The organism is Novosphingobium sp. 63-713 (assembly GCF_001898925.1).
Lineage (GTDB): Bacteria > Pseudomonadota > Alphaproteobacteria > Sphingomonadales > Sphingomonadaceae > Novosphingobium.
On record NZ_MKVS01000047.1, the window covers coordinates 114,635 to 127,433 of the forward strand.

7 protein-coding genes and 4 pseudogenes are annotated in these 12,799 nt (G+C 59.0%); 7 read left to right on the forward strand and 4 right to left on the reverse strand.

What is annotated here, in order from left to right:
* Positions 1 to 2 precede the first annotated feature (2 nt).
* On the reverse strand, positions 3 to 581 hold the full coding sequence (rfbC, locus tag BGP00_RS18945) for a dTDP-4-dehydrorhamnose 3,5-epimerase (RefSeq protein WP_292688143.1): 579 nt from the start codon (positions 579 to 581) through the stop codon (positions 3 to 5).
* 53 nt (positions 582 to 634) lie between these two features.
* A complete protein-coding gene (locus tag BGP00_RS18950) occupies positions 635 to 940 on the reverse strand; it encodes a hypothetical protein (protein WP_292688144.1) in 306 nt (101 codons plus the stop codon).
* Between the two features lie 118 nt (positions 941 to 1,058).
* Here BGP00_RS18950 and BGP00_RS18955 point away from each other — a divergent pair.
* Together BGP00_RS18955 and BGP00_RS18960 are read left to right on the forward strand one after the other, a co-directional pair.
* Positions 1,059 to 1,835, forward strand: a pseudogene (locus BGP00_RS18955) (IS5 family transposase).
* Positions 1,836 to 1,967: 132 nt separating this feature from the next.
* A complete protein-coding gene (locus BGP00_RS18960) occupies positions 1,968 to 2,891 on the forward strand; it encodes a phytanoyl-CoA dioxygenase family protein (RefSeq protein ID WP_292689187.1) in 924 nt (307 codons plus the stop codon).
* A 57-nt stretch (positions 2,892 to 2,948) separates the two neighbouring features.
* Here the strand turns inward: BGP00_RS18960 and BGP00_RS18965 are convergent, their stop codons facing one another.
* On the reverse strand, positions 2,949 to 5,699 hold the full coding sequence (locus BGP00_RS18965) for a glycosyltransferase (RefSeq protein WP_292688146.1): 2,751 nt from the start codon (positions 5,697 to 5,699) through the stop codon (positions 2,949 to 2,951).
* Between the two features lie 253 nt (positions 5,700 to 5,952).
* Between BGP00_RS18965 and BGP00_RS18970 the strand changes: the two genes are divergently transcribed.
* The 4 genes and pseudogenes from BGP00_RS18970 to istA (BGP00_RS18985) all read left to right on the forward strand — a co-directional run.
* Positions 5,953 to 7,203 carry a hypothetical protein gene (locus tag BGP00_RS18970; RefSeq protein WP_292688148.1) on the forward strand — a complete coding sequence of 417 codons (1,251 nt, stop codon included), beginning with the start codon at positions 5,953 to 5,955 and terminating at the stop codon, positions 7,201 to 7,203.
* 31 nt (positions 7,204 to 7,234) lie between these two features.
* Positions 7,235 to 8,185: an NAD-dependent epimerase/dehydratase family protein gene (locus BGP00_RS18975; RefSeq protein ID WP_292688150.1), complete on the forward strand. Its 951-nt coding sequence runs from the start codon at positions 7,235 to 7,237 to the stop codon at positions 8,183 to 8,185.
* Between the two features lie 119 nt (positions 8,186 to 8,304).
* Positions 8,305 to 10,209 (forward strand): methyltransferase domain-containing protein, encoded by a 1,905-nt coding sequence (locus tag BGP00_RS18980; protein WP_292688151.1) that lies wholly within the window; start codon positions 8,305 to 8,307, stop codon positions 10,207 to 10,209.
* Positions 10,210 to 10,824: 615 nt separating this feature from the next.
* Positions 10,825 to 11,697: pseudogene (gene istA / locus BGP00_RS18985) on the forward strand (IS21 family transposase); the annotation flags it as partial.
* Here istA (BGP00_RS18985) and istA (BGP00_RS18990) read toward each other — a convergent pair.
* Positions 11,693 to 12,318 (reverse strand): annotated as a pseudogene (gene istA, locus BGP00_RS18990) (IS21 family transposase); the annotation flags it as partial. The pseudogenes istA (BGP00_RS18985) and istA (BGP00_RS18990) sit on opposite strands and share 5 nt — an antisense overlap.
* 244 nt (positions 12,319 to 12,562) lie before the next feature.
* On the opposite strand from istA (BGP00_RS18990), the pseudogene BGP00_RS18995 reads away from it, so the two are divergent.
* Positions 12,563 to 12,797: pseudogene (locus BGP00_RS18995) on the forward strand (IS5/IS1182 family transposase); the annotation flags it as partial.
* Positions 12,798 to 12,799: the final 2 nt, after the last annotated feature.

A 12,799-nucleotide genomic window follows, 5' to 3' on the forward strand; every position in this document is an offset into this window, starting at 1 on the left:
CCTTAGGCCAGCGGCAAGAGCGGGCGGCCATTATAGGTAAAGGGGCTGGCAAAGTCAGCCAGCAAGGGCTGCACGCCATCTTTGGGCGAGGTTTCGGGCACGGCGCCCGAAGGCAGCGGCCAGTCAATGCCGATCGCCGGATCATCCCAGCGGATGCCGCCATCATGCGCTGGCGCATAAGTGTCAGAGCATTTGTAGGTAACCTCGCAATCGGTCTCCAGCGTCAGGAAACCGTGAGCAAAGCCGATGGGGATGAACAGTTGATGCCCGTTCTGTGCCGACAGTTCCGCCCCCACCCACTGGCCATAGGTGGGTGAGCCCGCCCGCACATCGACCGCCACATCGAAAATGCGCCCGCGAATGCAGCGCACCAGCTTGTCTTGGCCCCGGGGGGGCGTCTGAAAATGCAGGCCACGCAGGGTAAAGGCCGGCACCGAGAGCGAGTGATTGTCCTGTACAAAGCGGCAGGTAATGCCCAACTCGGCAAACGCAGGCTCGGAATAAACCTCGGTAAACCAGCCACGCGCATCGCCATGACGGCGCGGCTTTATCAAACGAACAGGAGAAACAGATAAATCCATGACCATTGTCTATAATGGTGCGATGCGCTTATGGCTAGGCGGCGTGGTCAAATTTAGTTCTGTCGAATTACCCTTCGCCCGGCGAGCCTCGCATCCCTCTCGCGTTGGCGATAACACTCGGCGCAGATGATGGTGATGCCGCCGGGAGCTTCCACAGTCCCTTCGGTCCACTCACCACCGTTTTCTTGCAGATACGAGTCACAGGCCTCGCACCATGCATCCCGAAGGTCATTTTCATCTTCCGACGGAAATGAGACAAATCCCGGTGTCTCGGGCGATACGCAACCAACAATATGGGTGCACACGAAGGTGATGGGCTGATGCCCATGCACAACGCAGTCGCAATATTCGTCGTCCATGTGCATCGTTTGTGTCATATCACGTCAGTTCATAACAACATCTGCTGTCAGCAGCCAGACGCGTTGCAGTTGACGCGGAACGGAATGGTTGATTCAAGGCTGCTTTTTGGAGGTGGGCTTGAGCCGGGGCGATCTTACCGAAGCGGAGTGGCGCGTCTTGAAGGACTTGCTACCAATCGAACCTGAGAACCGTGGTCGCGGCAGGCTGCCCGAGCAGAACCGCTCAATCATCAATGGCATCCTCTGGCGGCTCCGCTGCGGCGCACCGTGGCGTGATGTCCCGCCCAAATATGGAAGTTGGAACACCATCTATCGGCGGCTCCGGCGGTGGAGTGAGGCCGGGGTCTGGGAGGCCGCCGCCGTGACGTTGGCCGAGATCATGGCCGACAGCGGCCATTACAGCATCGACAGCACCACAGTCCGCGCCCATGTCTCGGCAGCGGGCGGAAAAGGGGGACTCGTCGACGCGCTCTTGGCCGCTCGCGGGGCGGGTTCACCAGTAAACTTGTGTGGTTGCCGCCCTTGGACGACCAGTCGCCTTCCACCTGGCAGGCGGCGAGGCGGCAGATTGCAAGGCATATGATGATTTGATCGACCTGCCAGAACAGGCTCCGCACGCTTTCCTGCCGACAAAGGCTATGATGCCGATGCCATCCGCGCCGATCTTGCCGAACGCAAGATCAAGGCGGTCATCCCTGGTCGATCAAACCGTCGCGTGAAGATCGAGCATGATCGGGCGCTCTACAGGCAGCGCAATCGCATCGAGCGCATGTTCGGCCACCTCAAGATCAACCGCGCCATCGCAACCCGATACGACCAGCTTGCCAACAGTTTCCTCGGCATGGTTCATCTCGCCACCGCCAGATACTGGCTCAAATTTGTCCACGCCGCCTAATGGATTTTACGATTTTGACATTTGCGGAGCCATCCCGGCCGACAGGGGATGCAAATGTCAAAATCAATCCACGAGGCGGCCCTGTACCAAGGCTGCCACGCATTGCGTGCAACAAGGACAACATTGACCATCTTGACTAATCCCTTACCCGGCACTCCGCTGATTGAATCCCCGCTTTTCGCCATGCAGCGCGGGGCCATGGGCCTGACGGCGGACGAAGAACGGATCGCCAGGGACCTCAACGAGCGCGGCTATGCGGTGCTCGATTTTCCCGATGCCGGGATCGACGCGCGGATAGAACGAATTAAGGCTAACCTGGGGCCGCGCTACGCTGGCATCGATTTTGCCGATCCCGACAGCGACAAGACGCAAGGCGAGCGCCGCATCCAGGATGCCTGGAAATTCGACGAGGACGTGCGCGCGATCGCCGCGAACCAGACGATGCTGGACCTTCTGGGCAAGTTGTACGGCCGCTCCGCCTTTCCGTTTCAGACGCTGAACTTTCCGGTCGGCACGCAGCAGGAGGCGCATACCGATGCGGTGCATTTCTCCAGCCTGCCCGAACGGTTCATGTGTGGCGTGTGGCTGGCGATGGAGGATATCGGGCCGGAGGCGGGGCCGCTGTTCTACTTGCCCGGCTCCCACCGCTGGCCGCCGCTGACCAACAGCATGATCGGCCGTCGCGGCCACGACAGCACGCTCAATTCCGCGCAGGACCCCTTTGCGCAAGGCTGGCAGGCGTTGCGCAAGGCCTATGGCGCCATTGAGGAGATGTTCCTTGCGCGCAAGGGACAGGCGCTGATCTGGACCGCCAATCTGCTCCACGGCGGCAGCCACCAGAAAGACCCGCGCCTGACCCGCTGGTCGCAGGTGACGCACTATTATTTCGACGATTGCATCTATTACACCCCCGCCTTTTTCGACGAGGCACTGGGGAGGCTCGATCTGCGCAGTCTCAGGTCGATCGCCGACGGCCAGTCCCGGCCCAACACCTATCTGGGAGAAAAGGTGGAAAGGCCGGGGAAGAGGGGCCGGGGCTGGCTCGCAAGGTTTTGAACGGTCTTGGCCGTCTGCGCCGATGCACACGCGGCGCAGACGGGGCTTTGCGAAGCGTCAGGCCGCCAGCGTCACTGCAGGGACCGGCTTGTCCAGTATCCTTGCGTAAAGGCCGCCATAGACTTCGACCAACGGCCCCATATCGTACTTGCGACCCAGTTCCTGCGCATTTCTGGCCAGTTCCCCGCGAAGGCGGGCATCGAGGATCGCTTCCATCGCTTTTGCGAAGTTGGCAATGAACTGATCGGTATCCCGAACCGCCTTGACGATGATGCCACCCCGCTCCCCGGCTTCGTTTTCGAGCATGTTGCTGATCTCGCCGACATCGCTGGCGACCACCGGCGTTCCCACCTGTAGCGCCTGGATGATGCACAGCGGATAGGATTCGCCGGCGAACCGGGTTGGCACGATCGCGACGTCGCTGATCCGGTACAGACCGTGGATGCGGGCCTGATAGCCCAGGAAGCTGATATCGGGATCGTTATCGTATTTCTTGCGGTGACGATCCGGCTCTTCGCCTTCGCCGACAAGGCACAGGTGCATCGCACGCCCCGGGTTGCGCTTGCGGATCAGGCGGAATGCCTCGATCGCGGTGCGCCAGCCTTTACGCTTGATGCCGCGGGCGACCAGCGTGAATACGATCGTATTCTCATCGATACCCATTTCCGCGCGGGTCTGGGGATAGGGCAGTGGATCGATCGGCATGGCGTTGGCCATCTTGGTGAGGCTGTCCGCAGGGATGCCCTGGCCTTCCAGCGGCAGCAGGTTCTTGTCCGCGGTGTAGACGAAATGATCGACCGATTGCGTGATGCGATTCATCAGGTCGGGCGGGAGGTCCGAACATTCGTAGGAGCCGTGCAGTGTCACCACGTAGGGTACATCGGGATCCAGATTCCACATGTCATAGAAGCGCATTTCGGCACCGACCGTGTGGGAATGGATCAAGGACACACCGGCTTCGCGAATGAAGCGTGCGCAGCCGTATTCGGTGACCCATGCGGCGTCGTAAACCGACACTGCAGGGTTGAGAGACACACGCATGTGCTCGTTGACTTCTTCGCTTTCGAATATGAGCAGCGAAACGATCCATCCTGCTTCTACGAGACTGTTTGCCAGCTGGATCGGAAAATTCTCACCACCACCTGGAACAAATCCAAGCATTGCAAGTAAGATGTGACCTTTCTCTCGTTTAGAGGACAGCATTTTTTCAAGGTTGCAATGAAGATTTAAATCTCCGATTTTCGAATAAAGAGAGAAATGTTCATATTGTTCTTTAATAAAGTGATAAAATTTCTCTACCGTGACATAAGGCACATCCCATGTTTTGCGCAGCTCTATCATAAACCGTTCAAGTTCATTGTAGAAGCCTGGGCCGGTAAAGGAATTGGACGAGGTATTTCCCCCATGACGGCGAAAATAGGATACCGCCTCGGGTTCCCACGCGATCTGGCCCCCGCCGGCGATCTGCAGATACAGGTACCAGTCACCTACCACGCGATAGGTGGCAGCCTCCTGCCAGACGTGCAGGGGAATGGGCTGGCGTCGGAACAGGCAGCCGCCCACGTTGGCGATCACGTTGCTGATTCCGAAACTGTGAGCGAACCAGTCCGCCGCAGGACGGACCAGCGATGTGTCCCATATCCCCGCCTCTGTGCGTTCGCGGTATGTGTCGAGCCAGAGGTTGGGCTCGCCCTCGATGTCGGTTTCAAGAATGCGCCCGAAGGCCATCTGCACGCTGTCGTCGGCAAAGAACGGGACCAGTTTTTCCACAAAGTCCGGTTCGCAGAAGTCGTCGCTTTCGCAAATCCAGACCAGTTCCCCGTCCGCGCTGCTGACGCCTTTGCTCCATTGTTTGAAGACGCCGCCCGAATTGACCTCGTTGTACATTTTCTTGATACGACCGGGGTATCGCTCGACATAACCGTCAATGACTTCACGGCTGTTGTCGCTTGAGCAGTCGTCAAGAACGGTGATCTCGATATTGGGATACGTCTGGGCGAGGATGGAGTCGAGCCGCTTCGCCAGGAACCGGGCATGGTTGTAATTGGGAACGATCGCCGAAACCTTGGGGGCATAGCGCCTTTTTGCCAGCATCTGGCGGAAGGATATCGCTGCACGTCCTTCCACTTTGCCATGCAATACCCAGTGGACGAACGGGTTCATCCCCGAAGCGGCGATGTCGGAGTGGAGATCAAGATAGAACTTGGTCGAGAAATCGCCGCATGGGTTACGCCGCTCCAGCCACCCCAGCGTCATGTAGTGCATGAACGGGTCAGCGCCTGAAATCCGGATTTCAGGGTACTGTTCAAGGTAGTAGGCTTCGTCAAATTCCTCACGCAGGCGGCGGATTTCGTGTGGGATCAGCCCGCGCAGGGCTTCATCCTCGGAAAGCGGGGTGATCGGCGCAATAGGCACAGCCGTTGCGACCTGGATATCCAGGCCAGATTGGTTTGGCGCGGGCAGGTCAGGCACCGGCGGCAGATCGGCTACATCCGCAACGGCAACGGGAGGTTCGACCATCCCGGAGCTTTCCCCCCCGAACAGATGGTGAAAAAGCGGATGCTGCTGCGCACCGATCAGGTGTGGATTGCGAAGTAAGTATTCCAATGTGCGAAAAGATGCGTTGGGATTTCTACCCTGCCTCCAGCCTACTTGCAGGTAATGGGAAAGTAAATCCACCCCGTCAACTTCAAGGTCTGGATTGCACACTTTATAGTAATTTTCATCAAAATTTGCATATGCGATTTCTCTTTGGCGTGCACTTAGCTTGCCAAGTACGCCATCTTCCTGATTATTAGAAAATTGCATGCTTACTCCAGGAAAATTTTGATGATAATAGATGAATGATTACATCACTATGTTTCGTCGAGCTATTTTGATCCACGCTATTTTCAATTAGAGTCTTGGTCAATGCATCCGCCGCAGCTACAGGACATACTCATGAAAATGTGTGATGTGACGGTTGGCCAACAACGCAAGGACAAGCCACCGCGTGCAAACAGCTGCGTGCCCCGTATAGCCCCGGGCACCTGCACGCAACGTATTGCCGGAGTTTACCTTCATGATCTGCCTGCCCACAATGAAGCACCGTTGCAAAAGCCAGGCTCTGGAGGTGGCGGCGCTGGCCTGCGGCATCCTCATGACCGGATTTTCGGCTCCGGCACGGGCCGATGAAGGGCCAGTCCCCGCCGAAGCGAAAGAACGCGAAGCGATCGTGATCGGAACTGACCTTTATCCCGCAATCTCGAGGCAGACCAACCAGCAGCGTTTCGATCGTTCGAGCAATCTTCTGGTCAATACCATAGGAGCAAGGACGGGCCTGTTCGGTGCGGCCTCCCGCGAAGGCGAGACATGGGCCAACCGCTATGTCCCAGGCACGGATTTGAGTGGGATAGTACAGCTTTATTCATTGTCCACGACCGGCAATTACGGGGCGTTTTTCGGTGCGCGCTCGAGCGACAATCGCAGCGCGCGGGCGGAAAACGTCATCGGCAGCATCAACCTCGTGGTCGCTGACAGCGACCGGCCCCACCTGCACTGGGCGCAATATTCCGAGGGTTATGTCCCACGCGGAAAAACGGCTTTCCGCCTGCTTATCAATGATGAGAATTCCATTCAGAATGAAGGAAATCCGGCCCCTTTTGCAGATCCCTACAATTTCAATCCACAACAGTTGCTGAACAATCTCCGGGTCGATTGCGGCATCGGGATGGGAGAGCCGCAAAGCTGTACCAATCCGATATCGATCCTCAATAACGGGGCGAGCTATCGCCTGGGCATCCTGTTTGGGGACAAGTCCATCGAAGTGGTCGACGGGGCCGCAGATGCCGTGGCATTGCCAGCCCAATATGCCCTTTCCTGGTATGGCGCACCGGGCAGGCCCTCGTGGCGTGTCTTTTCGACTGCGCGCAGGGCCGGGGCGGGAAAGCTGATCATGGCCGATGATGCCGTATTGATCGAAGTGGGACCGGCAGGAGGAACGCCGGCGCTCAAAGTGGAGCGCGATGCAATTTCAGCGCCAGCTACCATCGCATCGGGCGGGCCGCCGTCGATCTCGGGCAGCTGCGCCGTGGGCGACCGGCGGGGAGGCCAAGCGGCCGGATCCTTCGCTATGGCCCGCGATTGCGCAGCCGGCACTGTCATGATTGGATTTTCGGCCGAGGCGCCTAATGGATGGGCCTGCTTCGCATCCAGTCTCACGCGAAGCGAAGGTATTTTGCGCGAAACTGCCTACGACAGGAAAAGCGCCACTTTCGCTGTCTCGAACATGAGGCAATCGGACTCTGTGGTATTCTCCTGCAACGGCTTTTAATACTCGGCCTGCGGCTGAAATCGAGGAAGAAATGACTATTGTAGGAGTTTTCGGCGCCAACGGCTTTATCGGTCGCCATCTTACCGCGGCCTTGCTGGCCCAGGGTTACAGCACGGTATGCTTTGGCCGTCATTTCCCTCGCGATTTTGAGGAGAAGTTCGGCGATCGGGTAGAAATGCGCTTGGTCGATCTGCACGACGATATCGAAGCCCATCGCAAGCTGTTCGGCATTACCCATGTGGTGCAGCTGATCAATTCATCCAATGCCGCGATCGGTAACAACAAGGTCGTTCCGGACATACACAGCAATATCATCCCGCATGTGAGCTTCATAAATTCATGTATCGTGTCGGGAGTGCGATCATTCACATTCCTATCGTCGGGCGGGACGGTCTATGGCTATCCCCGGACAGTGCCGATCACGGAAGATCATCCTACCCTGCCGCTCAATTCGTATGGACTGACCAAGCTGTTTACCGAACAGTATTTGCGGATGCTGTGCCGGGGGACCACAATGGGGTTCAACATCCTTCGCGTGGCCAATCCCTACGGCCCGGGCCAAACCGGCGTGGGCGGGCAGGGGCTTATCGGCACAATCCTGCAAAAATACCGGCAGGAGCAGCCGATCACCATTTTTGGCGATGGGCTGAACGAACGCGATTACCTCTACATCGACGATACAGTCGATGCCATCGTGCGTGCGGTCGAACGCGAGCCGCTGAACGATGTGGTGAACGTGGGCAGCGGAAAAGGGCGCTCGATCCTGGCGGTCGTAGAGGCGGTGGAAGCGGCACTGGGCCAACGCATTATCCGCGAACACATCCCCGACAGGGCTACCGATACACCTTCCAACATTCTTGATCCGGCCAAAGCGGAAAGGCTGCTGGGATGGAAGACCACGACGCCATTTCGCGAAGGCGTTGCGCGGACGATCGAGTGGCAACTGCGCCAGTGGAGGCAGACTCCAGTCGAGGGTGATTGATTTCCCCTCCTGCTTTTTCGTGTCTAGAGCCTTGCAAGAAAGAGGCATTTGGGCAAAGTCGCATAAAGTTGCCGGTCCGTTCATCGGGGGGACCGGAAGACGGCAATGGAGTGACGTAAATGCACGATTCTGCGTATCGGATCGGGGAACTGGTCATGCGCACTTACAGCGATCTTCCCAACGCGAAGATCCTGGAAGTAGGCTCACTCAATGTCAACGGATGCCTTCGGGATGCCGCGGCACCCACCACCCAATATACCGGGCTGGATCTGGAAGAAGGGCCTTCGGTAGACCTCGTCATCACTCCGGGCTCTGATTTTCCGGTTGAGGATAACAGCTTCGATCTTGTCATGGCCTCGTCGGTGTTCGAACATGACATCCGCTTCTGGGACACGTTCTTGCGCATGTGCCGCGCTGCCCGGCCCGGTGGCCACATATATGTGAATGCACCATCCAACGGCACCGTCCATCGCTATCCCCTCGATTGCTGGCGCTTTTATCCCGATGCCGGACTGGCGCTGGCCGAACATGCCAAGTCAAAGGGTCTGGAAATAGATCTTGTCGAAAGCTTCATCGGAAATCGGCACAGCGATGTATGGAACGATTTCGTCGCCGTCTTTCGCAAGGGACCCAGTGCGGAACCGCTGAACACGGCCTTCGTCTATCACCGCTACCCGGCGCTCAACGCACGTACCTGGCAATCGCGCGCGGTCTACAATGAAAGCGAGAGCACCGAGGATATGCGGCTCATCAGCGAGCTGCGCCAGCGCTGCGAAAGTCTGTCGGATCCGGCTGCGGAACAGGAACGCAACGCGCAGCTCGACCAAGCGCGCGCCGCTCTTGTCCTCGAGCGTGAGCAACACACAGCCCTGTCTCAGGAAATCGCCCGCCTTTCCGCTGCGCTCGCCGAAACGGAGCAGAACGGAACGCGCTCCGCAGCCGAAGCTGCTGCGGAAAAAGCCCAGCTTGCCGGGCAAATCGCGGCGCTGGAAAGCAACCTGCGCCAACGTCAGGAAGAAATCGAGCAGGCGTGGTCACGAGCTGACGGCCTGACCGGCGAACGCGACCAGTTACTGGGCCGGATTGAGGAACTCCAGACCGTTCAGGAACGCCTGCAGACCCGGCTGACGGAAGCCGATGGATGGGTGTTTGATCTTGCCGGCGAACGCCGCATCCTGGAAAACCGCCTGGCTGCGGTCCAGTCAGAACTGGAAAAGGCCCGCCGCACGATCGATCGCATGGGGGCGGTTGCCGAATTCAGGCAGCAGCAGATCGACGCATACGGCAAAGCCAACCGCCACATTCTTGCCGGTGTTGCGCGGCTGAAAGGCTTGGAAACCGAACCTGACGTGCTGCGCGCACAGACTGAGCGGCTGCGTGACGAATGGCAGGAAGAACAGCACCCGCTTGCGGATCTGGCTGTGTTTCTTGATCGGCTCGTTCGTTCTGTTTCCGTCGCGGTCCCCGAGGATGCGGGTCACAGCGATGGCCAGGAGCGCGAAGCAATTTCAGTGCTGCTTGATCAGAAGGCGGGCCTGCACAGAGATATCGAAATGCTTCTGGACCGGCTCGAAACAGGCAAGAACGAAGCGCGCCACGCGCAAGAGCAGATCGCAGCGCTCAACCAGGCCCTCGCCGCGGTGCGCGCCGATGCGTTGGAATACCACGGCAAGGCCTCGCAGGCACTGGAACAGCTGTCCATCCTTCAGGCCCAGAACAAGCAGCAAGCCCGCGAACTGCGTGCAGCCGAAGAGCGCGTCGGCCGCAAGGACCGCCAGTTGGACTGGATGCGCCGGCTCTACCGCATCATCGAACATGCCAACGCCGGGCTGAAGGGCATGATGCCCCCCTCAATGCGCCGCCAGCGCGTAGCGCACATGCTGCAAAGCACGAACCACTTCGACGGCGAGGCATATCTGGCCAAGTACCCTGATGTTGCCGAGGCAGGCATGGACCCTTTGCACCACTATATCCTGCATGGCATGGCCGAAGGGCGCTTCGTGGACTCCAAGGTGCAAGTCTGATCCGCGCCTGAGTGTGAGGGCCAGGACGTCACGGACTGCGCGATCGGATCCGGGGGCGACTGACCGGTGATGCCGGGATCAACCCGAACCGTGGCCGCCGGCCGCGCAAGCTCTCGCCAGCACCGGCGCGATGGGGAACGTGGTTCGGCGGCTCAGCCTGTTGTTTTAGGAGACCTGTGCGCGGGTGGGTGAAGCACTTTGAGAATGCGTCGATTTTCGATCTTTGGTCGTCCGGCCTTACCGGGCTTGTCGGGGCAGCCGACGATTTTACACTGAGATCGCTAGTGGATTAATTTTGATATTTGCATCCCCTGTCGGCCGGGATGGCTCGTAGCCATCCGGTGAAGGCCGCTATCTTGCGCGGCGACAACTACGATGGCCGGTTGAGCGGCAACTATAATGGCCGGTAGGATCGGTTGTCTGGGCTGATCGTAGGGAGGGGCGGAGCCCCGACCGGAGAGCGGACCAGACAACCGATGGCGATCTTCTATCCCCTTTTTTGCAGGGGTTGATCGGGGCTGCGGCGGGCGGTGGTATCGGAACACTCATCGAACAAGGAACGATGGGTTTGTGATGCCGGGCCACCACATTTCCGATCGGCAGGTATTCCTCTTCATGACATATCGCCGTCAACACACCCAGGCCGTCGCGGCTGCCAAGGCCGGTATCAGCGAGCGCAGCGCACGCCGGATCGAGAACGCTCCTCAGCTTCCGTCGCAGAAGAAGAAGGAGCGCCATTGGCGCACCCGGGCCGATCCGCTCGAGCCATTCTGGCCACGTGTCGAAGAGTTGCTCCAGATCGACGGTATCATTGCCGTCACGGTCTTCGAGACGTTCCAGGACAAGTTCGGCGAAGATGCTGTTCCCGATGCTATACGACGAACACTGGAGCGCCGGATCGCCCGGTGGCGGGCCCTGCACGGCGGAAAGAAGGAGATCTTCTTCCCGCAGCATCACGAGCCCGGTCGGCAGGGCCTGTCGGATTTCACGGTATGCGACAGTCTCAAGGTCACGGTTGCCGGCGAGACCTTGGCCTATCGCCTCTACCACTTCCGCCTGGCAGCGAGTGGCTGGGAGCATGCGGCTGTCGTGCTTGGCGGGGAGAGCTTTGCCGCCCTTTCTGAGCACCTGCAGGATGCGTTGTGGAAGCTGGGCGGTGCACCAGCCGAACACCGCAGCGATTCAGCCGCCTACAAAAACCTCGACGCCGATGCGCAGCGGGATTTTACCCGAAGCTATGACGAACTGTGCCGTCATTACGGCATGCTTGCCACCCGCAACAACCGAGGCGAGGCGCACGAGAACGGATCGATCGAAGGTCCACACGGTCCCCTCAAGAGGCGCCTCGATCAGGCCCTGCGCCAGCGGCACAGTCGCGATTTCGTCAGCCTCGAGGCCTGGCGCGAGTTCGTTGACGCCCAGGTCGCCAGGCAGAACCGACGGCATGCCGCGCGCATCGATGCAGAGCGCAAGGTACTCAAGGCGCTGTCTTCATATTATCAAAGATCCCGCGTTGCGGCACATCGCCCAGTACCCGGAATGCCTGCGTCAGGGCGTCAAACAACATCTCGTGCGTCTGCAGCAGGTAGGCTCGCACGATGAAAGCGCGGCTATGCGAAAACTTGGTGTGGGCCACCTGCAACTTGACCGGCTTGCCGCCCAGAACAGCGTAATCCTCGCTCCAATCGAACTGGAAGGCTTCACCAGGCTGGAAGGCCAGCGGCACGAATGTTCTGCGCCCGCTGGTCTGCTGCTCATACTGGCGCTCACGCTTCCAGTCCCGCGTAAAGGCCGCCACGCGACAGTAAGATCCATCATACCCCAGCACGACGAGATCAGCGTAAAGCTGCTTGGCCGTCCGCTTCTGTTTGCGCGACTTGCCCGATTCTACCCGCAGCCAACCCGTCAGTTTCTCGGCAAAGGGGCCAGCTTGCTTGGCCGGGCGGGTACCTTGAACACCGGTTCAACCGCGTCGGCCCGAAGATATTTGCGGATCGTGTTGCGCGACAAGCCGGTGCGCCGCTTGATCTCGCGAATGGGGATGCCTTGGCGGGCCGAAGGCTATGCGCAGCATAAATGTCAGCGGCGGATCACACTGAGTAGGTCCATGTCGATCACTCCGATGCCTCCCGACTGTCAGCCGGAGGCGAGGAAAGCATGGGTCAATTCTCGGCGCTACTCAACAGGTATCCTTTCCAATCCCCGTGATGGCTTTCATTGCTCCCTCCTCCGGCATTGCCGCGCCGCAGGTTGTACCTTGATCGAAGGATTGCCCACACTGACACATCGCGGTCGATACGCAGGGACACCTGCTCGCGCTGCACGTCAAACTTGCCAGCGCCCAAGCCGCTATATCGACCTCAAAGTCGTCAAGCTGCCCGGAACCAAACGCGGCTTTGTCCTGCCCCCCGCGCCGATGGGCCGTCGAGCGATCCTTCGCCCGGGCTGCCCGTTTCCGCAGGCTCGTCAAGAATTGCGAGCGATATGTACAAACCCTCAAGGGCGTCTACCTCTTCGCTTTCGCAATCATCCTGTCCAAACAGGACATCAACTTGATCGGCGGTTCACAACAGGCTTTGCAACCATAAAC